We start from the raw sequence: 23,229 nt of genomic DNA, 5'->3' as shown, positions 1-23,229 counted from the left end.
TCGGATTGGCCCTGTCCTTAGCCCGGAACGCCCGGGTGTTCAACTGCGTCCGATCGGAGCAGGCGAGGGGCGCGAAGCGGTCAGAGCGCCTGGATGATGCGCCGCAGGGCCTCGTCGCGGGCGCCAAGCAGGAGGACGTTCTTGACCGCTTCCTTCTTCTCGTGCGTCTGGAACAGGATGCCGCCATTGTTGACGCTGCGGTCGATCTGCAGGCGGGGCGGGGGCGGCAATTCCGCAATCGACCTCTGCGGCTTGGTTTGCGCCGGCTTGTCGGCCGGCACCGGCTGGTTCTGGTTGACCGCCACGGCGAAATACATGCGCGGATATTTGAGGTTCAGACGTCCGAAGAAGGCGTCCGAGCCGCCGATTTCGGAGAAGAAGTTGGCGATGTAGAACGCCCAGATGACGTCGTTGAAGCGCGGATAGTTCGTCCGCGCCGCCGTGATGTGGCAATAGCCGAGATGCGGGCTCTGTTCGAAGGTACGATGAAAGATGATCTTCGGGAACTGGATCGATTTGTGAAACCGGTTCAGGCGCTCATGGGTGCGTTCGCCGGCGGCCGTCAGCATCTTGCCCGTGCGCTCTGCGACCTCTTCATAGGTGAGGTAGCGCCGCTCCTCTTCCAGCCAGTTTTCCTTGCCGCGCACGATGCGGCCGGTGCGCAGGAACTCGGTATGAACCGCCTGTCCGGGAAGCTTCGGCTTTTTCTCCGCTGCCTGGTAATATCTGGTCTTCATGGCTTCGGACACGTGCAGGGCTCCGCTATGGTCCATCATCGTCGCAAAACGTGGTTAACCGCCGGTTAAAGGGCCGCCGCGTGCCCTGTCCCTGTCCTGTCTGCGACTTGGTTGCGTGTCGTCAATTGTCGTGTCGCGTGTCGCTGGCAGCGTGTCTGCGACATCGGTTCCCAATTATAGTCTCCACAGGCTCAAGGTCTCGCCCTGATAGGGAGGGCGAAAAATTGGGAAAGCCGGTGAAAATCCGGCGCTGCCTAGCAACGGTATAAGAGCTTGAAATCGGCGAAAGAACCACCGGCAAGATCCGGAACTGCCGATGCCCCAGGGTCGGGGAGCTCTTAAGCCCGGAAACCAGCCTGAAGCATGGATTTTGAAACTTGGCCGCAGCAACCGGCCAGGGTCTCCAACTGTCGGTACTCCCAGCCGGCCGTGACCTCTCGGTTGTCTGCATCACTGATTTTTTGGCGCATGAGGATGGGTCATGGATATTCGTAACACTGTGCTGCGGCAATTGAACAACCGTCGCGAAGGCTTCAGCCTGGAGCAGGCCTTCTACACCGACCCCGACTATTTCAAGCTGGATATGGAGACGATCTGGTATCGCGACTGGCTGTTCATCGGCCATGACTGCGAGATCCCGAAGGCCGGCAATTTCTTCACCGTTCAGATCGGTGACTATCCGGTCGTCGTCGTGCGTGGCCGTGACGGCGTCATCCGCGCCCTGCACAATTCCTGCCGCCACCGCGGTTCGCGCGTCTGCAACACAGAGCGCGGCGCCTCCGCCAAGCTTGTCTGCCCCTACCACCAGTGGACCTACGAGCTCGATGGTTCGCTGCTGTTTGCCCGCCAGATGGGCGAAGACTTCGACAAGTCGCAATTCTCGCTGAAGAAGGTGCACTGCGAGTCCGTCGCCGGCTACATCTTCGTCTGTCTCGCCAATGTCGCGCCCGACTTTGCTCCGGTTCGCGCCATGCTCGATGCCTATGTCGGGCCGCATCGCCTGGCGGAAGCCAAGGTCGCCCACCAGTCGACCATCATCGAAAAGGGCAACTGGAAGCTCGTCTGGGAAAACAACCGCGAGTGCTACCATTGCGCCGGCAATCATCCGGAGCTCTGCCGCACCTATCCGGAAGCGCCGTCGGTCACCGGCACGCAGGGAGCGGGCGACGACCCGGTCATTGCCGCCCATTGGAAGCACTGCGAGGATGCCGGCCTGCCGAGCCAGTTCAAGATGCATGAGAGCGGCCAGTTCCGCGCCGCCCGCATGCCGCTGATCGAAGGCGCCGTCAGCTACACGATGTCCGGCAAGCCGGCGGTCAAGAAGCCGCTCTCGTCCGACGTCACGGTCGGCAACATCGGCACCATGCTGCTGTTCCATTATCCGACAACCTGGAACCACATGCTCGGCGATCATGCGATCACCTTCCGTGTGCTGCCGCTCGGCCCCGAAGAGACCATGGTCACAACCAAGTGGCTGGTCAACAAGGATGCCGTCGAGGGCGTCGATTACGACCTCGAGGAGCTGACTCACGTCTGGAACGAGACCAACGACCAGGACCGCCGCATCGTCGAGGAAAACGCCTTCGGCATCCGGTCTCCGGCCTATGAACCGGGCCCCTATTCGCCGGACCACGAAGGCGGCGTCATGCAGTTCGTCGAGTGGTACACCAATTTCATGATCGACCGCCTTGAAGGCGATCGCACCAAGCTGTCGGTTGTCGCGTGATGAGCAGCGTGAAGAAAGCCCCCTTCAAGCATGTCGACGAAATGCTCCCCTGGAGCGACAAGGAAGACATGCTGGAATGCGTTGGCTGGACGCCCGAGGCGCCGGACACGATGACCTTCACTTTCCGGGCAGACAAGGAGAACCGCTGGTTCCGCTACCTGCCCGGCCAGTTCGTCACGCTCGAACTGCCGGTCGGGCAGGAGACGGTGATGCGCACCTATACGCTGTCGTCGAGCCCGTCGCGGCCCTTCATGCTGGCCGTCACGGTCAAGGCGCAGAAGGACAGCGTCGGCACCCGCTGGATGCAGGAACACCTGTATCCGGGCATGAAGATCAAGGCGCACGGTCCGCGCGGCGACTTCTCCTATGTCCGCCATCCGGGTGAGAAATACCTGTTCATCTCGGCCGGTTCCGGCATCACGCCGATGATGTCGATGACCCGCGACCTCGGCGACCGCGAACCGGATAGCGACATCGCCTTCATCCATTGCGCCCGCTCGCCGAACGACATCATCTTCCGCTCGGAGCTGGAGTACAAGGCGCGCTACATGCCGAACTTCTCGCTCGGCCTGATCGTCGAGCAGCTGGAGCGGTCGCAGTTCTGGTCAGGCCTGAAGGGCCGGGTCGACAAGGCCAAGATCGCGCTTCTGGCTCCCGACTTCCTCGACCGCACGGTGTTCTGCTGCGGCCCTGAACCGTTCATGGCGACGGTCCGGGAATCGCTGGAGACGGCCGGCTTCGACATGAGCCGCTATCACCAGGAGGCATTCGCGACGGCCGCTCCGATCGCCGACATGCCGATCGTCGTCAACGAGGACAAGGACGCGGAACCTTCGTTCAAGGTGCGCTTCGCCGACAGCGGTAAGAACGTCGACTGCCAGCCGGGCTTCACCGTGCTGCAGACGGCACGCGCCAACGGCGTGCGCATAGGTGCCGCCTGCGAATCCGGCATCTGCGGCACCTGCCGGGTCAAGTGCCTGTCGGGCAAGGTCGACATGCAGCACAATGGCGGCATTCTCGACGACGAGATCGACGAGGGCTACATCCTCGCCTGCTGCTCGCGCCCGCTGACGGACGTGGAAATCGAGGCCTGACACGGGTCTCGATCCGGCGCGCTCATCTGGCCGCGGCTTCGCTCTTCGGATCGTAGCCGTCGGTCAGCGTTCCGAGAAACGCCACCAGATCCCTGATCTCCGCCTCGGTGAGAACCGGCGTGTCACCGGGTTTGCCGCCGAACGGCTTGTCGATCACGTCGATATTGCCGCGATAGCGCGGCGGCAGGTCGTCATATTGGTCGACCGTTCCGTCCGGCTTCCTGGGATAGATCGCTTCTGGCCGCGCATCCCGATCGACGTAGAACCGGACCGCATCCTCCAGAGTGTCGTAGACGCCGTTGTGGAAGAAGGTGTGCCGGGTCGCCACGTTTCGCAGCGTCGGCGTCTTGAACAGGCCGCAATTGCCCGGCTGCTCTGCATAGTCGTCGTTGCGGAACGGGCCGCAGATGCCGAGGTCGTGGTAATTCGGGTCGGCATTGGCGGCAAGATGCGGATTGCGCGGCACGCCGAGCGCCTCGTATTCGAAATCGGTGAATATCGGCGGCCGCCCGTCTGCATCGATCTGGTCCAGATGGCAGGCGGCGCAATTGCCCTTGTTCTCGTCGTCGAAGAGCTTCAGCCCGTGCGCCTCGGCCGGGGAAAGCGTCGCCTGACCTTTCAGGTAATAGTCATATTTGCTGGTGAAGGGATGGAAGGAAACCTCCTCCGTCTCGTAGCGGGCGATGGCGAAGCCGGCCTCGTCGACGGTCGCCTTCTCGTCGGCGAGAACGGTCTTGCCGAACAGCTTTTCCATTTCCGGCGCATAGGCGGCCGCCAGCTTCTCGTAGAGCGTATGCCGGTCGGGGAGCGCCATCTCAAAAGGGGAGTAGAGCGGGCCGAACACCTGTTCCTGCAGCGTGTCGGCGCGACCGTCCCAGAACATGCCGCCTTCCGGAACGATATCGTTGCCGTTGCCGGCCTTGGGCGCCAGATTGTGGGCTGCCGCGGTCAGCAGCGGCTGCGCATCGGCGGCATTTCCGGCCGCAACGGCCGCCACTTCGGCCATCGGCGTTGCTTCGTTCTGCTCGGTGGCTGCCGTCTCCGGCCCGACCTCGAAGGACGGCGTCAAATATTTGTAGGTGAGCGTCGGCACCGGCCGCATGCCCGGCTGGTCGAGATGCGGACCGCCGAGCTGGACCGACAGGGCGTTGGCGGGCGCATAGTGATGCGCCGGATCGTGACAGCTGGCGCAGGACATGCGACCGGACGCAGAGAGTGCCGTGTCGTAGAACAGCGACTTGCCGAGCGTCGCCATGGCGCTGAGCGGCTGCGTTCCCGCCGGAGAGGCGGTGTCACGATGTTCTGCCCGTGCGATCGGCGCGGATGCGCCCGCAAGCACGAGGCCCGCGAGCGCAACGGCCGGCACGAAAGGCGTGAGAGGGCGCCGTTTCATGCCGGTCCTCCTCAGCTCTTCACTTCGCCGGTCTTCGGGTCGAGCATCAGCGCAGGCGTGTTGCCCTTCGACCAGTCGAACATGCCGTTGAGCGAACCGGCAACGGCATCGAAGGATCCGCCGCCGAGACGCTGGCCGGCCATCCAGTTGTCCTCGATGAAGCGCATGACCGAGGTCTGGTCGGTCAGCGTGTGGTCGACGAAGTTGGACTTGGCATAGGGCGAGAGGACCATCAGCGGCTGGCGGGTGCCGTAGCCGCAGCGGCCTTGCGCCGGCAGGCCGTTGACGCCGGGCATCGGCGTGCCGGTGCCGCAGGCGTCGCCGTTCAGGACGTCGTAGCCCTTCACCGGAATGTTGGACGGATTGACAAGCGCATGAGCGTGGTCGTACCAGCCGTCGGAATCGTCATAGAGGATGACGATGGCGGTATCCTTCCAGAACGGCGACTTCTCGATCGCATTGACCGTTTCGGCGACGAATTCCTGCTCATCGATCGGATCGGAATAGCCGGCATGGCCATCCTGATAGGCAGGCGCCTTCAGGAAGCTGACGGCAGGCATGTTGCCGGCCTTCAGGGCGTCGGTGAAGTCGTGCATGTCGTACTGGTGGTTGGCGCCGCCGTCGTCGGACGTGCCGATTGCCGCGACGGAGGACGGACGCACATGCTGCGGATTGGCCGTCGACGGATAGTACTGGAACGGCTGATGGTGCGGGATGTAGTCGGCCTTGTGCTCGTTGGTGACGGTCGAGGTCGTGGCGCGGTCGCAGCCCGTCGTGCTGTCGGCGTTCTTCAGCGTCAGGTCGAAGCCGCCTTCGAAGAAGCCCCAGCTGATGCCGCGATCGTTCAGCATGTCGCCGATGTTGCGGCCGGTCATGAGTGCCGTCTGGCCGGTGGAACAGACGTCCCCGGTCGGATCGAGGTCGGAGATCATCGTCCAGTTGCCGTTGCCGTCCGGCACGACCCGGCCCTTGTCATAGGTGCCGTCCTTCTCGAGCGCATAGCCCGGCGGCAGCGAGAGGCCGTTCGTCTGACCGGACACGAGGTTGATCGCGCCGGGCGTCGAGGGACCGAAATTGGTCGAGAACGAGTTGTCGTTCATCGCAAAATGCTGGGCATAGTTCCACAGGGCCGTGACGGTGTTGCCGTCGTAGTAGCCCATGACCTGGCCCTTGGTGCCGAAAGCGCCGGCGCCGCCCTTGGTGGCGCGGCCGGTGCTGGCCGGAAACAGGTCCATCTTGAAGTCGTCATAGGCGGCCTGTTCGGCGGTGTAGCCATGGTTCTGCGACTGGGTCGCGGCCTGTGTGCGGTCGAGGCGGAAGGGAGCAGCTGCGTCGGCGCCGTTCTTGTCGTCCGTCTTGTTGGGGTTGTTGTCGAGCAGGCCGGCATTTTCCAGCGTGTTGATGTCCTTCGGCGTTCCGGCGGACGCGGCAAACTTCGGCTCGCCATCGGGATTGGTCGCCTTGGGATAGGTGGCGAAGTAGTGATCGAAGGAGACATTCTCCTGGAAGATGACCACCAGATGCTTGATCGGCGTTGCCGTGTTGTTGGCGGCAGGTGCGGCGCTGACGGCCGAAGAAAGCGACACGAGCAGCATGGCGCTGCAGGCCGCAAGTGCGGTTGCACGACGGGAAATTTCAGACATAGGCTTGTCCCTCGAAGTGTGGATGAAGACGCCCGGAAGAGCCGTTGGGGCGGACGGGCACGTCCCGGCTAGCAACGCCGCATGACACTTCCGTGAACCTTTTTGCGGTCCGGAACGGCAGCCGTCGACACGCCGCAAATCGGCAAGGATCTGTTTTTGCGGGTGTAATTTGATGGCAAGATCTGCCCGGCAGCGGCTCTTCGGGACATTTTGCCACGCGGTCCGTCAAATTGCCGCACCGGCTCGCGACGGCGACAGTCGAACCCGTTTCAGATGGTGGTCGGGAGGCGCAATTCGAAGTCGGCCAATGTCATCGGCCGTCCAAAATAATAGCCCTGCAGCGCGCTGCAGCCGCAGTCGAGCATGAAGCGGTATTGCGCTTCCGTTTCAACGCCTTCGGCCAGCACGTCGAGGCTGAGGTCGTGGCCCATCTGGACGATGGTCTTGGCCAGCGACGCGTCCGTTTCGTTTTCCGAAACGCCGCGCACGAAGCTGCGGTCGATCTTCAATTGCGTCAGCGGCAGTCGGCGAAGATAGCTCAAGGACGAATAGCCGGTCCCGAAGTCGTCGAGCGCGACGCCGATGCCGATATCCTGTAGGGCGGTCATCTTGGCGACCAGCCCCTCGACGTCGGCGACGAAGACGCTTTCCGTCAGTTCGAGCTTCAGCCGCTTGGGATCGACGCCGTATGTTTTGACGGTTCCTTCGACCAGCTGGACAAAGTCCGTCAGCAGGAACTGATCGGCGGTGATGTTGATGGAGAGCGTCAGGTGTTGCCTTGCGGTGTCGTCGTTCCATGCCGCCAGCGTCTGGCAGCCTTCCTTGAGCACCCAGCTGCCGATCTTCGGCATGATGCCGCTGCGCTCGGCGAGCGGAATGAACTCCGCGGGCGACACGTAGCCGCGCTTCGGATGATTCCAGCGCAGCAGCGCCTCGGCGCCGATCGTCCGGCCTTCCCGATCCACCTGCGGCTGGTAGAAGAGCTCGAATTCGCCGCGGCTGACACCCAGCAGCAGCTCCCGCACAAAACTGCCGTTATTGGCGGCGTCGGACTGGATGACGACGAAAATGCCCGAAAACAATGTTGCCAGGATGCCGGCATTGACGAGCGCGAAAGGTCCCCGGATCGTCCCGGTCAACGGCGTTTCGGCCGCCAGGGTGAAGTTGCTGCTGGCGAAGATTGCGAACCCGGCGAGACAGGCGACGATGATGCCGATCTGCAACCACGAGCGCTGCCGCTGATAATTGACGTAGCCGACAAGCGCGATCACCAGCAGATAGATATGCAGGATGCGCGGCGTGTCCGCGTCGGGAATGTCGAAACAGAGCGCGAAATTGCAGATGAAGAGAAAGCTCGTCACCTGCGGGAAAATCAGCCCCGCATGCACCATGCCCGCCTTCAGCATCATGAGCGAGACGATCATCGCCACGCCCATCATCCCGACGCTGACGGCGATCAGCGTGTATCCGGCAACGATATAGAACGCCAACCAGCCGGCGCACAGCGCGATCGCGATCCAGGTGAGGGCTTCACAGATCTGCAGGATGCGGGGCGAAGACAGCGATGTGATGCTTGGAGGTTTCGTGTTCAGCGACGGGCTGTGCATAGGTCCTTGCTCATTGTGCCGTGAACCGGAGGGCGGCGATCAGGTCGTGAACCGTTTCATTTGGCACAGCTTTGGCGAGCAAGGGTTAAGAATTGGCTGAGACGGAATCCGAAATGTGGCAATCAGAACCAGCCATGTCGCGTGCCGGTTCATGTGTTCCATCGCAGGACACCGGTCAGCGTCGCATGAAGGCCTCGAAGGCGGCGCGCGCCTCGGCGCTTCGCAGCCGTTCGCCGAAATGCCTGGCTTCCTCGTGGATGCGCCGCGACAGCGCCGTCTTGTCGCCGCGCAGCAGGGCGCGGGTAATCTTCAACGCTTCCGGCGGCTTGGTCGCCAGCTTGCCGGCGGTGGCGAGCGTTGCCGCTTCGATCTCGGCTTCCGGTACGATCTTCCATATGAGCCCCGCCGCATGGGCCTCTTCCGCCGAAAAGCCTTCGCCGGCCGCCAACAGGGCAAAGGCCCGCTGATGGCCCGCGACATTCGGCACGATGAGGCTGGAGCCTGCCTCCGGCACCAGTCCCAGGTCCACGAACGGCGTCTTGAACAGGCTGCGCGGAGTGGCAAGCGTCAGGTCGCAATGCAGGTTCAGCGTCGTGCCGATGCCGACGGCCAGTCCGTCGACGCCCGAGACGAGCGGCTTTTCCGAATGCAGGAGGGCAGCGAGGAAATCGAGCACCTCGGTCCCCATGTTGCCGCCCATGGCGACGGCCAGGAAGTCGGCGACGTCGTTGCCCGCCGAAAAGCAGCCTTCGGTGCCGAGAAAGGCCGTGACCCGGATGCGCTCGTCGCCGTTTGCCATGTGCAGCGCGTTGGTCATGCGGGCATACATGTCCCGCGTAAACGCGTTCTTCTTTTCCGGCCGGTTGAAGAGGATCACCTGGACGCCGGGATAGGCTTCGGGACGTTCGATCAGGATATGCTCGGTCATGGTCTTGTTGTCTCTGTCTTCCGTCTCAAAGGCAGGAACGGGCGGCGGCAAGGCTTGCCGCACCGGAAATCACCCGGTGTTTGAGCGTCGAGGTTTCGCCGATCATGTTTTCGGCGGCAAAGCGGCAGAGCGCGATGCGCTTGTCCTGCTTGCCGTCATCGGCCGCGGCAAGCCCGCCCGTGGCGAGGTAGCAGCCGGTCAGCGCCAGACCGAACAGCCGCTGGTAGGGCGTGGCGCCGGCGAGCGCGTCGGCTGTCCTGCCGGCGGCAAGCGCCGCAAGCAGCCAGTCGGTCGCCGCCTCCAGGTCGTCGAGCGCGGCGCTCAGCGCCTCCGCCGTATGGCCGAAGCCGCCGATATTGGAAGCCCGGACTGCCGACGCCGTCGTCCGCAGCTCGGCGATGAAGCCGCGCACCTGCTCGCCATCCGACAGCGGCAGCTTGCGGGTCACGAGGTCGATCGCCTGGATGCCGTTGGTGCCTTCGTAGATCGGCGCGATGCGGGCGTCGCGGTAGAGGCGGGCCGCCCCCGTTTCCTCGATGAAGCCCATGCCGCCATGCACCTGGATGCCGAGCGAGGCCGCCTCGACGCCGGCATCGGTGGAGAATGATTTTGCGATCGGTGTCAGAAGGGCGGCGCGCTCGCCCCAATGACTGGCATTTGCTCCCGACAGCCTATGCGAGAGGTCAATCGCATGCGCGCAGGCATAGCTGATCGCCCGGGAACCCTGTGTCAGCGCCTTCATGGTCAAAAGCATGCGGGCGACGTCCGGATGCTCGATGATAGGGCTCATGCCCGCTCCCGTCCACCCCGGAGCCTTGCCCTGGGTACGTTCGCGGGCATATGCGGTCGCCTTCTGGGTCGCCGCCTCGCAGATCGCCACCCCCTGCATGCCGACCGCGAGGCGGGCATTGTTCATCATCGTGAACATGCAGTTGAGGCCCCGGTTCTCCTCGCCGATCAGCCAGCCGACCGCGCCCTTTTCATCGCCGAAGCGACCGTCGCCATAGATCATCGTGCAGGTCGGCGAGCCGTGGATGCCGAGCTTGTGTTCCAGCGAATGGCAGAAGACGTCGTTGCGGGCCCCGAGCGAGCCATCCTCGTTGACGAGGAATTTCGGCACCAGGAACAGCGAGATGCCGCGCGAGCCGGCCGGCGCGTCGGGCAGGCGCGCAAGCACCAGATGGATGATGTTGTCGGTGAAATCGTGCTCGCCATAGGTGATGAAGATCTTCTGGCCGAAGATGCGGTAGGAGCCGTCGTCGCGCCGTTCGGCGCGCGTCTTCATGCCGCCGAGATCGGAGCCGGCGGAGGGCTCCGTAAGGTTCATTGACGCCATCCACTCGCCGGAGATCATCTTCGGCAGGTATCTGGCCTTCAGATCGTCCGAGCCGTGGGCGGCAAGCGCTTCCGCGGCGCCCTCCGTCAGCGTCGGGCCGAGCGTGAAGGCCATCGAGGCGCCGTTCCACATTTCCAGCGTCGCGACGTTCAGCATGTGCGGAAGGCCCTGGCCGCCATGCTCCGGGCTGCCGGTCAGCGAGTTCCAGCCGCCTTCCATCCAGTGGCGGTAGCATTCCTTCCAGCCGTCCGGAGTCTTCACGCTGGCGTCGTCCTGAAGCCGCGCACCCTGCCTGTCGCCGACCTCGCCGAGCGGCGCAAGTTCGTCGCTCGCAAAACGACCGGCTTCCGTCAGGATCGCGTCCACGAGATCGTCGGAAAGGTCATCGAACACGCCCTTGTCGATCGCCTCGCCAAGCCCGGCGACGTGTTTGAGGGTGAAGACGATCTCCTCGACCGGTGCCTTGTACATTCCGTTCCTCCTCCGAACAGACGAATTCGACGCTAGAGCCTTCCTCGCGCAGCCTGAGCGCGCACGGTGTCATTTCCATGGGCTAATTGATTTTTACGTAAACGTCAATTTGAAAATGGGGGGGTAGGGGGAGTGGAATAAGGTGGCACGTAAATCGCAATAGCAGGTATACCACTCGCACAGGTTTCGTCATTGCCAAGGTAACCGCACTACAACCAAATAATCGACATAACGGTCACGAATAATCGCTGCTTTCCGAATACGGACTGTCATATTCTCAGTAGAAATCATAAGCCTCGAAAGAGGCAGGCAGGTCATTTCATGATTTGAAAAACACTCGACATTCTGATCGAGTCAACTAAACTTCGCTCTTGGACACCTTAAGGGAGGCGCAAGTGCGTCTATCACGGTTCGCGATAGTACTGATTTTAATTTCAGTCTCCCCTTGCGGCTACGCGCAAGTTCAATCAATTGCCGTGCCGCCGGGATCTTCAGAAAATTGGAATAAGCAGCCAACGGCGCTTCCACCATCGGTTCTCGGCAACCTATCTCGGTTCAATGGGGGCTTCCAAACCACCAGTCCGAATTTATCTTCATTCCCAGACATGAAGTGGAACAGCCCGCAGAGCGTCGACCACCTAGTATTTGGAGATACGTCTGTCGATGTAAAGCAAAAAGGCATCGCCATAATAAGAGCGGAGGCTGCCGCTGGGGACGCGGAGGCAAAGCTGCGGCTAGGTGCAGCCTACGAATTCGGCCTTGGAACCGACAAAGATCCTTCTAGTGCGTTTGTCAATTATCTCGAAGCGGCCCGCGAGAACAACTCTGCCTCCCAGTACGCGGTTGGGCGAGCCTATCTCTCTGGGATCGGCACTGACCCGAACTTTCTCCAGTCGTTCACTTGGCTTAATTCGGCCTATGGCAACGGACAAACTGAAGCTGCTATGGAATTGGCAAAGGCATATCAGTTCGGAGTCGGAACCTCGGAAAATGTCGACAAAAGCGAGCTATATTGGCAAGAGGCACTTAGGCTCAATTCCCCCGACGTCTATTTGGGATATGCTAGTTTTCTTGTTGATAAAAAAGCAAAAAGCCCTGCTGATGATGCTGTGAAAAACCTAATCTGGAAGGCCGCTGACTTAGGCGACCCACTGGCCTTATCTGCAGCATTTGACATAGCGGTCAGCACTGACGACAAAGCGCGACAAGGCAGGTGGATAGACAAGTTGAGAGAGCAATCCGAGGGTGGCAACATCACCTCATCGCTCGAACTGGCTGACGCATATCTTACTCAAGGGAGTCCGCATTTCAGTCCAGTTGAGGCTCTTGGCCTTTACAAGGCCGCTGCAATGAATGGGAACGCCTACGCTCAGGCCAAGTATGGTGGGCTACTTCTGCGTCAGCCAGCGTTAGACAACACCGTACTCAAAGACGACGTTATAGCCATGATAAATCAGGCGGCAGCACGGGGCCAGCCGGACGCTCTGCTCGATCTTGCCGATATCGCAAGAGAGAAGCATGACTTGAGATCGGCTTACGCGTATGCCGCTTCCGCTTCGGAACTAGGGGGCGCGAAATATTCAGAAAGTGCAAAGAGAATACAACTTAGTGTCTGTGCGGAAATGGTCGATGAAGTGTGTCAGCCCGTTCCGGTATTTTACATTACTAATCGGGCAGAGCTAGGAAAAGAACCGCTGGCGTTTGCGAACCGGCTAGCGCCCGACCGGTCACTCACGATGGGCCATTCATTGGTCTCCATCCCCACGAAGCGCGCGGTGGAGACTGAACAGCGTTCGATGTGGAAAATCCTAGCGAGCTATATCGGGTTTGGTAGCAATAATCCAAGCCATAGTGGGCAAAGGCCTGCCAAAGGTGATGTCGCCAACTTTGCCTACGATGGATCGTTAGAGAGCTTCCTTGACTCTGTTCAGCAGGCTGGCGTCGACAACGGTCGCAATAAAATTATTGTGTTCATTCACGGCTTCGCAAATACATTTGAGGACGCCACCCGAAGAATGGCCATTCTGTCGGAAAGTCAAAAGTACCCTGGAATTCCAATAGTCCTCAGTTGGGCCTCTGCTGGTGAATCTTCCATTAGGCTTGGAAGCGGAGGTGGATACACAGGCCTCGGTTATAATAATGATCTGCTGACTGTTGGACAGAGCTGCCGAGGTTTCAAGAACGTTCTTGAAAAGGTAGTCGAGAGATTTGGAGCGGCGAATGTGACCGTGTTTGCCCATAGTATGGGCGCACAACTCGTCGACTATATGTTGTCTGGTTGCCCTAATTACCCTGTACCATGGTCAGGGAAGGACAAGATTGGAAATCTCGTGTTTGCAGCGCCCGACGTAGATCTCTCTAATTTTGTCGATCATGTCGATTCCCTGCGATCCGCAACCGATAGTTTTACTATCTACGTCTCTGCGAACGATATGGCTTTGCGGGCTTCACAAGAGGCAGTTGGAGGAAGGCGCCGTCTAGGTCAAGGTGGTTCAGACCGCTATGTTGCCGAAGAGATTGTGACAATCGACGCAACGACCGTCGAAGTAGAAGGTGGCTTAAACCACTCCTTCGTGTTTGACGTTGCACAGGTGAGACGAGACCTTTCTGACCTATTCCGAGGCAATACTGATCCCAGCAGCCGCGCCTGCCCGAAGGCATATCCGGACGAGCGGTCGCCTTCTCTAAAATACTGGATCATTCAGCCGAGTTGCACAGAGTAGGCAGAAAGGTGTTGGATGACGTGAATGCCTACCCGTAATCGTGCTCTCAGAATACCAACCGATTAATACCAATGAGTGCTCGATACATCCGTCTATCACGAGCGAATCTGATGCTGCCATACCCCGCGACTTAGTCTGCTAATTTAATGGTTTTTTGGATTTGCGGTATTCCGAACATCACCTATCCTGGCACAGGTCGGGGCCAGCAATGTTCGCTTTTGAAGCGCTGTGAAGATCGCAGGAGCATACAATTTCGGGGGGGCGCGAAGCCGCCCCCGCCATCATCCCCAAACCTACCTTCTCAATACCGCCACAGCCTCCACATGCCCCGACCACAAGAATTGGTCGATCGGCGTCACGCTTTCGATTTTATACCCGCCGTCGACCAGCAGCGCGAGGTCGCGGGCGAGCGTGATCGGGTTGCATGACACCGCGATCACCTCCGGCGTCTTGGCCCGGGCGAGCTCGCGACACTGGGCTTCGGCGCCGGCGCGGGGCGGGTCGAAGACGATGGCGTCGTAGCGCGACAGGTCCTTGGCAAGAAGCGGCCGGCGGAAGAGGTCGCGCCGTTCGGTGGTGATCGGCTTCAGCCCTTGCGTGTTGCGCATGGCCGCATCGAGCGCCTTCAGCGCCTTCTCGTCGCTTTCAACCGCATGCACCTTGGCCTTCTTCGCCAGCCGGAAGGTGAACGTTCCGGTGCCGGCGAAGAGATCGGCGACCTGCTTGGCCTTGCCGAGATTGTCGGCGACGAGCCGCGCCATCGCCTCTTCGGCGGCCCGCGTCGCCTGGGTGAAGCCGCCCGGATGCGGGCTCACGCCGGCGCCTTCGAAGTCGAGCAGCGGCTTGCGCATCTCGATCAGGATCTCGCCATTGACCGAAACGCGGGCGACCGGCTTGCAGGCCAGCGCGACATCGACCGTGCGCGCCCGGTTGGCATCCGATAGCGATTTCAATTCGTCGAAGGCGATGTCGAGGCCGGTCAGCGTTTCCAGCACGGTCACGCGGAAGGGATTGGCCCCTTGCGCCACCGCCGCCGCGATCTTGCGGATGTCGCCGAGATGGGCGGTGATGCCGGCGGATGCGACGGGACATTCGGCAATGGCGACGATGTGGTGCGAACCGGCCTGGTTGAAGCCGAGCAGCAGGCCCTTTTCGGTGGCGCGGGCGGTCATCACCATGCGCCGCCGCTCGCCGGCATGGGCCGGTACGAGGTCGTTGACGGTCGGCGTCAGCCCTTTCGATTTCAGCGCGTCGACGACCAGCTGGCGCTTGAAGGCGCGGTAGGGCGCGTCGGCGTAATGCTGCAGCGTGCAGCCGCCGCAGGTGCCGTTCTCGCCCTCCGGGCCGAAATGCCGGCAGACGGGCGCAATCCGGTCGGGCGAGGGCGCTTCCAGCGACATCACCGTCCCTTGCGTCTTCACCCGCGCGATGGCGACCGTTTCGCCCGGCAGCGCGAAGGGCACATAGACCGGCCCGTCCGTGGTATGCGCGATGCCGTCGCCCTGTGCGCCGAGCCTGCTGATGGTGACCGTTTCGGTGCTCATCTTTTCCGTCCTGCCAAGAGAAATTCCTGATTGCCGTCGCCGCCCGCAATCGGCGAGGGGATGACGCCGAGGCTTTGAAACCCCTGCTCGCCTTCAAGCCATACCTCGATATCAGCGGCGATCGTTGGCCCGAGCGTGGGATCCTTCAAAAGCCCGCCCTTGCCGATTGCCTGCTTGCCCGCCTCGAACTGCGGCTTGACGAGCAGGACGCAGAAGCCGCCCGGCTGGCAAAGCGAAAGCGCCGGCGGCAGCGCAAGCTTCAGCGAAATGAAGGAGACGTCCGAGGCGACAGCCTGCACCGCCCGCCCGCCAATATCGTCGGCGGAGAGGTTGCGGGCGTTCAGCCCTTCGAGGTTCGTCACATCGGGGTGGCCAGCGATCCGCTCGTGTAGCTGACCGTGGCCGACGTCGACGGCGGTCACATGCGCCGCCCCGCGTTCGAGGAGCACCTGCGTGAAGCCGCCGGTCGAGGCGCCGATGTCGAGACAGTGGAGCCCGGCCGGATCGAGGTCGAAATGGTCGAGTGCCGCGATCAGTTTCAGCGCGGCGCGCGAGACATAGCCATGCGCCGGATCGTCGATGGTGATGGTCGCGGAAGGGGCAACCGTCTGTCCCGGCTTTGCCGCCTTGCGGCCATCGACCGACACCGTGCCGCGGCGCACCGCATCGGCGGCGCGCGAACGCGTCTCGAAGTGGCCCAGCGTCACCAGAAGTTGGTCCAGGCGTCGCGATGTCGTGTCGTCGGCAGTCATGCCCTGTCCATGACCTGCATGGGGCGATTGCGCAAGGGGGAAATGGCGACCACGGGCGAAGGCGTGATTTCGCTATTCTTGACAGTCGTCAAGAATAGCGGGAGTGCCGACATCTTTATTCATCAGAAGTTGCAAATAGACGACTTTGTTAGGAGGGCGTTAACCGGCTTTTTCTTAACTGCGTGAAGTCGAATTTCAGCATGGTCCGGCTGTCCGGCCCGTTGGTTGCATCCCATGTTCTCATATCTCAAGCGCATTCCTCTCACCGTCCAGATCGTCTTGAGCGTCGTCGTCGTCCTGATGGTCGGCGAAAGCGCCAAGGTCGCCTACGACATCAGCCAGGACTGGACGCGCATTCGCGAGAGCGGCGAGATGCGCGGCAATGCGGCGCTCGATCTCCTGGAAGCGATGCACATCCAGGCGATGCTGAACCGCGGCCAGATCGAGGACGGCGACCCCGCCGTCATGACGCTCGACGGCGCCATGAAGCAGTTTTCCGAAGCCAATGACGACGTCGACATCTGGGTGGTGATGGCCGAAAAGATCGAGGCCTTCCAGAAGGAAAACGGCGGCACCATCCTGCCGCCAAAGGATACGGTCGATACGGCGGCTCTGACGTCGATGCAGCGCCAGTCGACCGTCGAGGGCGAGAGCCTGCGCCTGTCGCGCCCCGTGGTGCTGGGCCAGGGCGACGCCGCCGACGAGCGCTGCGCCGGCTGCCACACCGGCTTGATGAACATCGAGCCCGGCGAGATCATGGGCGCCTATTCCGCCTCCATCAATCTGGCCCCGCAGATCGCCAGCTGGAAAAGCCGCATCATGCTGAAGGTGCTGGCGGGGCTCGGGACGCTGACGGTCGCCGCCCTGCTGATCATCACGCTCCTGCGCTCCAACACGCTGAAGCCGCTGCGCCGTCTCAGCGAAGTCACCGAAAGGCTCGCCAGCGGCGATGCCGATACGGCGGTGACCGGCGCCGAGCGCAAGGACGAGATCGGCGCGCTGGCCCGTTCGCTCGGCATCTTCCGCGAGGCCGTGATTGCCAAGAAGCGGTTGGAAGACGAGGCCGAGGAGCATCGCCTGCACGCCGAGGAGCAGCGCCGCGCCGCCGAAGAGGAAGCCGAACGCCAGGCGGCCGAGCGGCTTCGCATCGCCACGTCCGGCCTTGCCACCGGCCTGAAGAAGCTTGCCGAGGGCGACCTCACCTATCAGCTGAACGAGCGCTTCGCGCCGGAATTCGAGGAGCTGCGCGGCGATTTCAACGCCTCCGTCCGCCAGCTCGGCGACACGCTTTCGGTGATCTACCGGAGCTCCGGCAACATCGACAATCACAGCCGCGAGATCGCCGATGGCATCGCGGACCTCTCGAAGCGCACCGAGCACCAGGCCTCGTCGCTTGACGTGACCACGGTGGCGCTGGAGCAGATCACCGGCAATGTCTCCGAATCCGCCAAGCGCGTCGATGAGGCCCGCGCGGTCTCCAAGCAGGCCAACGAGAACGCCCGCCAGTCGGCAAGCGTCGTCGTCAATGCCGAGGACGCCATGCGCCGGATCGAGGAATCCTCCGGCAAGATCGCCTCGATCATCTCGGTGATCGACGAGATCGCCTTCCAGACCAACCTGCTGGCCTTGAACGCCGGCGTCGAGGCAGCGCGTGCCGGCGATGCCGGCAAGGGGTTCGCCGTCGTCGCCCAGGAAGTCCGCGAGCTCGCCGGACGGTCGGCGAGGGCCGCCCGCGAGATCAAGGAACTGATCGACAATTCGTCCGCCGAAATCGAGGGCGGCGTCGCGCTTGTCCGTGATGCCGGTCAGGCATTGAGCGACATCGGCGAGCTGATCGTCTCGATCAACGGCTATATGGACGCGATCACCGCCAACACGCACGAGCAGTCGACCGGCCTCGGCGAAGTCAACAAGGCCGTCCGCAGCCTCGATCAGGTCACGCAGCAGAACACCGCCATGGTGGAGGAGGCGAGCGCCGCCAGCATGAGCCTTGCCAGCGAGGCGACAAGGCTGCGCGAGATGATCTCGCAGTTCAGGATTGCCGGAGCCGACAACGCACTGTCCGCCGCTCAGCCGGACGCACGCACCGCGCCGGCCGGCAAGGCGGCGACAGCCAGGCCGGCTGTACCCCCGTCCCGTGGCAATGCCGCCGTCAAGGTCGACGACTGGCAGGAATTCTGATGGCGGCAGGGCACTGAGCCGAAATTCTCCACCTTTTGCGAATGCCGGGAATTGGATAAGTTCCCGGCATTGTCTTTCGGGCGGGGAGGGGTTCCATGTGCGTTTTCGATTGCGCTCTTCTGGCCGGTCTGCTGGCGTGTGTGGCGCCGGCGATAGCCAATGATTCGATGAGCGAGCTCGGCACCGGCGGGCTGACCTTCGTGAAAAGCTACGACGTGACGATGGCCCGCGAGGATCTGTTCATCTCGCAGGAAGAGGTGCGGGTCGACTACACCTTCCACAACGGCTCCGACAAGGACGTCCGCGGCATGGTCGCCTTTCCGATGCCGGATATCGAGGGCGGTATCGACGCCAACATCGCGCTGAACGACACGGACGATGCCAATTTCCTGGAGTTTTCCGTGACCCAGGATGGCAAGCCGATCGAGGCGAGCCTGCAGCAGCGCGCCTATGTCGCGGGCATCGATATGACGGAGGAGCTACAGTCGAAAGGCGTGCCGCTTCTGCCCTTCGCCGATGCGACGTTCAAGGCACTGCAAGCCATGCCGAAGGAAACGCAGGAGGACTGGTTGGCAAAGGGCCTGATCGTGCCGGATGAATACGACAATGACGGCACCGGCATGAAGGTGCATCTGACGCCCAGCTGGACGCTGAAGACGGTCTACTGGTGGAACACCACGTTTCCGGCCGGTACCGATGTCCACGTGTCGCACCGCTACCGCCCGAGCGTCGGCGGCACGGTACAGGTCGCCTATCTCCATTATGACGGGACGCGCAGCGAAGAGTTCCGCCGCTATCAGGACAAGTACTGCCTCGACGACACATTCGAGAAGATCGGCCGCAAGTCGCTCGCCGACATGAATGCCGGCAAGCCCTTCTACACCGAGCAGTGGCTGTCCTACATCCTGACCACGGGTGCAAACTGGAACGGTCCGATTGGCACCTTCCACCTGACGATCGACAAGGGCGCGCCTGAAAATTACGTCAGCTTCTGCGGCGACGGCGTCAAGAAGACCGGGCCGACCACCTTCGAGATGACCAAGCAGGATTTCTATCCGGAGCGGAACCTCGATGTGCTGTTCCTGGTGCGCTCTGCGCAGCCCTGAAGGCCGCGCTTCAAAGCCAGGAAATGTGGCCGTAATAGGCGGGTTCGGCCTCCTCGGCCAGCGCGTGCAGGCCCGTCGGCTTGTGCTGCACGGCCGCGTGGACGAGGCGGGCGCGTTCATGAATGCCGAAGGTCGGCCTGAGCTCCGGCAGCTTCGGCTGCAGGCGTTCGATCATGATGCGCTCGAGCATCGGATCATGGTCCGGAAAGTCTTCGGCGAAGACCGGCGCGGCGACAAGCACCGCCGCGGCGATCAGCAATCCCCGTTTCAGCATGGTCTGATTTTCCCTGTCATTTCTTTTTGTTGACAGGGACAATACCCGGAAGAATTTCAGAAAATGCCAAGGAAACTGGTTAGTTGAAACCGAACGGCCTTGGTTTCCGATAGGTTAGTTTCTGGTGCCGTCAGGCACGCGAACCGCTCTCCACCCGGTCCTGACCAAGTGCCTTGAAGACGGTCGATACGATGCCGGCCTTGTCGAGCCCGGCGCGGCTGTACATCGTTTCCGGCTTCATCTGTTCCATCCAGATGTCCGGCAGAACCATGGAGCGGAATTTGAGGCCGGTATCGAGCAGGCCTTCATTGGCGAGGTAATGGGCGACATGGCTGCCGAAGCCGCCGACTGCGCCTTCCTCGATGGTGACGAGCACTTCGTGATGGGCGGCCAGCTGGCGGATCAGGTCGTGATCGAGTGGCTTGGCGAAACGGGCGTCTGCAACGGTGGTCAGCAGGCCGGAGGCATCCAGTTCTTCGGAAGCCAGCAGACATTCGGCCAGCCGCGTGCCGAAGGAAAGGAGGGCGACCTTGGCGCCCTGCTTGATCACCCGGCCCTTGCCGATCTCCAGGATCTGGCCGCGCTCCGGCAGTTCGACGCCGACGCCTTCGCCGCGCGGATAGCGGAACGAGATCGGGCCTTCGTCGAAGGCTGCAGCGGTGCGCACCATGTGCTTCAGCTCAGCCTCGTCGGCGGCGGCCATGACGACGAAATTCGGCAGGGTTGCAAGGAAGGTCGTGTCGAACGAGCCGGCATGGGTCGGCCCGTCGGCGCCGACGAAACCCGCCCGATCGATCGGGAAACGCACCGGCAGGCCCTGGATCGCCACATCGTGGACGACCTGGTCGTAGGCGCGCTGGAGGAAGGTCGAATAGATCGCCGCAAACGGCTTGTAGCCCTCGGCGGCGAGGCCGGCGGCGAAGGTCACGGCATGCTGCTCGGCAATACCGACGTCGAAACAGCGGGCAGGGAAGGCCTCGGCCAGCTTGTCGAGGCCGGTGCCCGACGGCATGGCAGCGGTAATCCCGACGATCTTGTCGTCGAGACCGGCTTCCTGCACCAGCGCATTGGCAAACACGGAGGTGTAGCTCGGTGCATTCGGCTTGGCCTTTGCCTGGGCGCCGGTGATGACGTCGAACTTGTTGACGCCGTGATACTTGTCGGCGGCCTCTTCGGCCGGCGGATAGCCCTTGCCCTTCTGGGTCACGACGTGGATGAGGACCGGGCCCTTCTGGTTGTCGCGCACATTGCGCAGCACCGGCAGAAGGTGATCGAAGGAGTGACCGTCGATCGGGCCGATATGGTAGAAGCCCATTTCCTCGAACATGGTGCCGCCGGTCACATAGCCGCGGGCGTGCTCGACGGCGCGCGTGATCGCCCGGTCGATGTTCTTGCCGAGATAGGCGGTCAGCTTCTTGCCGAATTCCCGGAAGCCCATATAGGTGCGGCCGGAGGCGAGGCGGGCGAGATAGGCGCTCATCGCGCCGGTCGGCGGCGCAATCGACATGTCATTGTCGTTGAGGATCACGATCAGCCGTGCATCCAGCGCGCCGGCATTGTTGAGCGCCTCATAGGCCATGCCGGCGGACATCGCGCCGTCGCCGATGACGGCGATCACCTTGCGGTCCTTGTGGTCCAGTTCGGCGGCGACCGCCATGCCGAGGCCGGCCGAGATCGACGTCGAGGAATGCGCGGCACCAAATGGATCGTATTCGCTTTCGGCCCTGCGGGTGAAGCCGGACAGGCCGCCTTCCTGGCGCAGCGTGCGGATGCGGTCGCGCCGGCCGGTCAGGATCTTGTGCGGATAACACTGATGGCCGACGTCGAAGATCAGCCGGTCGTCAGGCGTGTTGAAGACCTTGTGGATGGCGATCGTCAGCTCGACGACGCCGAGGCCAGCGCCAAGGTGGCCGCCGGTACGCGAAACAGCCTCGATCATCTCGTCGCGCACTTCGCGGGCGAGCTGCGGCAAATCCGCATCCTCCACCGATTTCAGGTCGGCGGGAATGGTGATCCTGTCCAGAAGAGGCGTGTCTATTTCGGTCAATTTCGGCGGTCTCGTTTAGCGTTATCTGGTGCGCCGGAAGCGATATTCAATATGACGGCTTAGCACAAGCCGCCCCGTGCCGTCTTGCTTTTCCTCGTCACCCCTGCGGCAATGGCACGAATTCCTCCTCGTCGCCCGGCACGATATCGAAGCGGCCGGTGCGCCATTCTTCCTTCGCCTGTTCGATGCGTTCCTTGGAGGAGGAGACGAAGTTCCACCAGATATAGCGCTTCGACGACATGGCCGCTCCGCCGAACAGCATCAGGTGGCAGCCGCGCTCGCCGGCTTGCAGGGTGATCGCGTCGCCCGGCCGGAAGACGAGAAGCTGGTCGCTGGCGAAACGGTCGCCGGAGACGATCAGATCGCCGGAAAGGATATAGGCGGCGCGCTCTTCCGCCTGCGCGGCAAAGGGAAAGCGTGCGCCGGGTTCGAGCGTCAGATCCACATAGAGCGTGTCGGAGAACACCTTCACCGGCGAGGCAAGGCCTTCGAGGCTGCCGATCACGACGCGCGCATGGGCGCCGTCGGCATTGATCTCGGGCATGTCGGCGCGGGTCGTGTGGGCAAAGGCCGGATCGATCTCCTCCATGTTGTCGGGCAGCGTCAGCCAGGTCTGCAGGCCGGAAATCGAGAAGGCATTGCCGCGCAGCTTTTCCGGCGTGCGCTCGGAATGGACGATGCCGCGGCCGGCCGTCATCAGATTGATGTCGCCGGGCTCGATGACCATTTCCGTGCCCAGGCTGTCACGGTGCTTGATCTCGCCGTCGAACAGGTAGGTGACGGTCGAAAGCCCGATATGCGGATGCGGCTTGACGTCCAGCGCGTCGCCGGCGCGCAGCACCGCCGGTCCCATGCGGTCGAAGAAGATGAACGGCCCGACCAGCCGGCGCCGGGCCGTCGGCAGTGCGCGGCGAACCTCGAAGCCGCCGATGTCGCTGGTGCGCGGGATGATCAGCTGCTCGATGGCGTCGCAGGCAAAGGCGTCTCCGGCAACCGGATCCTTTCCGGGAAAGAAGGACATGGGGCTCACTCCGTTCTGGATGTCGATGGCGAACGCTACCCTTCATCGGCGCCGAGGCATAGGGCGAAAAACCGAACGCTGTTCCTCCGAAAAATTGACAGTCTACCGCCCCGGACCACTTGCCAGATGCGAGGCCAATAATATATAGGTCTACTTATCATAAGGATGCTTACTTTTTCAGGACGTAAACGATTGGGTACCAATCCGACACTCGGATTTTTATTGCATGATGTGGCTCGCCTGCTGCGCAAGCATTTTGAGCAGCAGGCGAGGCACATCGGTTTGACGCGGTCCCAGTGGCAGGCGCTTGCCTACCTGTCCCGAAATGAAGGCATTCACCAGAAGGCTTTGGCCGAGATGATCGACGTCGAGCCGATTACCTTGCAGCGGATCATCGAAAAACTGATGGAGCGCGGCCTCGTCCAGCGCCGGCGCCACGAAACCGACCGACGGATCTGGCTGCTCTTCACGACCGAAGAGGCGCGCGACCTGCTTGGCGACATGCGTGTCATCGGCGACGCCACACGCAACGAAGCCCTGAAATCCATATCCCCGGCAGATCGTCAAAAGCTCTTCGAGATGCTCGAAACGATGAAGTCCAATCTCGTCGAGGCCTGCCGGTGCACGGCCGACAAGGAAAACTGAC

Annotated in this window: 17 protein-coding genes and 1 riboswitch; of the genes, 6 read left to right on the top strand and 11 right to left on the bottom strand. The window is 62.1% G+C overall.

Annotated elements, in window-relative coordinates:
- Positions 1 to 80: 80 nt before the first annotated feature.
- On the bottom strand, positions 81 to 737 hold the full coding sequence (locus NN662_RS14645; RefSeq protein ID WP_261931984.1) for a DUF6656 family protein: 657 nt from the start codon (positions 735 to 737) through the stop codon (positions 81 to 83).
- A gap of 177 nt (positions 738 to 914) precedes the next feature.
- Positions 915 to 1,112: riboswitch (cobalamin riboswitch) on the top strand.
- A gap of 106 nt (positions 1,113 to 1,218) precedes the next feature.
- Between NN662_RS14645 and NN662_RS14640 the strand changes: the two genes are divergently transcribed.
- Both NN662_RS14640 and NN662_RS14635 read left to right on the top strand, forming a co-directional pair.
- Positions 1,219 to 2,463, top strand: a complete 1,245-nt coding sequence (locus NN662_RS14640) for an aromatic ring-hydroxylating oxygenase subunit alpha (RefSeq protein WP_261930969.1) — start codon at positions 1,219 to 1,221, stop codon at positions 2,461 to 2,463.
- Entirely contained in the window at positions 2,463 to 3,557 is a 1,095-nt protein-coding gene (locus tag NN662_RS14635; protein ID WP_261930968.1) for a hybrid-cluster NAD(P)-dependent oxidoreductase, read from the top strand. The genes NN662_RS14640 and NN662_RS14635 overlap by 1 nt, the downstream gene beginning before the upstream one ends.
- A gap of 22 nt (positions 3,558 to 3,579) precedes the next feature.
- Here NN662_RS14635 and NN662_RS14630 read toward each other — a convergent pair whose 3' ends face one another.
- The 5 genes from NN662_RS14630 to NN662_RS14610 form a co-directional block, all read right to left on the bottom strand.
- On the bottom strand, positions 3,580 to 4,950 hold the full coding sequence (locus NN662_RS14630) for a cytochrome-c peroxidase (RefSeq protein WP_261930967.1): 1,371 nt from the start codon (positions 4,948 to 4,950) through the stop codon (positions 3,580 to 3,582).
- An 11-nt stretch (positions 4,951 to 4,961) separates the two neighbouring features.
- Positions 4,962 to 6,593, bottom strand: coding sequence for a phospholipase C (locus NN662_RS14625; RefSeq protein ID WP_261930966.1), 1,632 nt, complete (start codon positions 6,591 to 6,593; stop codon positions 4,962 to 4,964).
- A 269-nt stretch (positions 6,594 to 6,862) separates the two neighbouring features.
- Positions 6,863 to 8,200, bottom strand: a complete 1,338-nt coding sequence (locus tag NN662_RS14620; protein ID WP_261930965.1) for a putative bifunctional diguanylate cyclase/phosphodiesterase — start codon at positions 8,198 to 8,200, stop codon at positions 6,863 to 6,865.
- Positions 8,201 to 8,375: 175 nt separating this feature from the next.
- A complete protein-coding gene (locus tag NN662_RS14615) occupies positions 8,376 to 9,128 on the bottom strand; it encodes a crotonase/enoyl-CoA hydratase family protein (RefSeq protein ID WP_261930964.1) in 753 nt (250 codons plus the stop codon).
- Between the two features lie 25 nt (positions 9,129 to 9,153).
- The gene (locus NN662_RS14610; protein ID WP_261930963.1) at positions 9,154 to 10,935 is read right to left on the bottom strand and encodes an acyl-CoA dehydrogenase; all 1,782 of its coding nucleotides are present in this window, start codon (positions 10,933 to 10,935) and stop codon (positions 9,154 to 9,156) included.
- Positions 10,936 to 11,330: 395 nt separating this feature from the next.
- On the opposite strand from NN662_RS14610, the gene NN662_RS14605 reads away from it, so the two are divergent.
- Positions 11,331 to 13,658 carry an alpha/beta hydrolase gene (locus NN662_RS14605; RefSeq protein WP_261930962.1) on the top strand — a complete coding sequence of 776 codons (2,328 nt, stop codon included), beginning with the start codon at positions 11,331 to 11,333 and terminating at the stop codon, positions 13,656 to 13,658.
- A gap of 293 nt (positions 13,659 to 13,951) precedes the next feature.
- Here NN662_RS14605 and NN662_RS14600 read toward each other — a convergent pair whose 3' ends face one another.
- On the bottom strand, positions 13,952 to 15,202 hold the full coding sequence (locus tag NN662_RS14600) for a class I SAM-dependent RNA methyltransferase (protein ID WP_261930961.1): 1,251 nt from the start codon (positions 15,200 to 15,202) through the stop codon (positions 13,952 to 13,954).
- Entirely contained in the window at positions 15,199 to 15,954 is a 756-nt protein-coding gene (locus NN662_RS14595; protein WP_261930960.1) for a TlyA family RNA methyltransferase, read from the bottom strand. The genes NN662_RS14600 and NN662_RS14595 overlap by 4 nt, the downstream gene beginning before the upstream one ends.
- A 234-nt stretch (positions 15,955 to 16,188) precedes the next feature.
- Here NN662_RS14595 and NN662_RS14590 point away from each other — a divergent pair, with 234 nt between their 5' ends.
- Entirely contained in the window at positions 16,189 to 18,135 is a 1,947-nt protein-coding gene (locus NN662_RS14590) for a methyl-accepting chemotaxis protein (protein ID WP_261930959.1), read from the top strand.
- A gap of 95 nt (positions 18,136 to 18,230) precedes the next feature.
- Entirely contained in the window at positions 18,231 to 19,241 is a 1,011-nt protein-coding gene (locus NN662_RS14585) for a DUF4424 domain-containing protein (protein ID WP_261930958.1), read from the top strand.
- Positions 19,242 to 19,251: 10 nt separating this feature from the next.
- Here the strand turns inward: NN662_RS14585 and NN662_RS14580 are convergent, their stop codons facing one another.
- From NN662_RS14580 to NN662_RS14570, 3 genes are all read right to left on the bottom strand, one after another.
- Complete coding sequence (locus NN662_RS14580) at positions 19,252 to 19,515, bottom strand: hypothetical protein (protein WP_261930957.1); 264 nt, start codon at positions 19,513 to 19,515, stop codon at positions 19,252 to 19,254.
- Positions 19,516 to 19,645: 130 nt separating this feature from the next.
- On the bottom strand, positions 19,646 to 21,562 hold the full coding sequence (gene dxs, locus NN662_RS14575) for a 1-deoxy-D-xylulose-5-phosphate synthase (protein WP_261930956.1): 1,917 nt from the start codon (positions 21,560 to 21,562) through the stop codon (positions 19,646 to 19,648).
- Positions 21,563 to 21,659: 97 nt separating this feature from the next.
- Positions 21,660 to 22,583, bottom strand: coding sequence for a pirin family protein (locus tag NN662_RS14570; protein WP_261930955.1), 924 nt, complete (start codon positions 22,581 to 22,583; stop codon positions 21,660 to 21,662).
- Between the two features lie 192 nt (positions 22,584 to 22,775).
- On the opposite strand from NN662_RS14570, the gene NN662_RS14565 reads away from it, so the two are divergent.
- Positions 22,776 to 23,228, top strand: a complete 453-nt coding sequence (locus tag NN662_RS14565; RefSeq protein WP_261930954.1) for a MarR family winged helix-turn-helix transcriptional regulator — start codon at positions 22,776 to 22,778, stop codon at positions 23,226 to 23,228.
- Position 23,229 lies beyond the last annotated feature (1 nt).

Origin of the sequence: Rhizobium sp. NRK18, from assembly GCF_024385575.1 — a bacterium.
GTDB lineage: Bacteria > Pseudomonadota > Alphaproteobacteria > Rhizobiales > Rhizobiaceae > JANFMV01.
The sequence above is the reverse complement of the archived record's forward strand: the minus strand, read 5'-3'. Positions and strand labels throughout refer to the sequence as shown.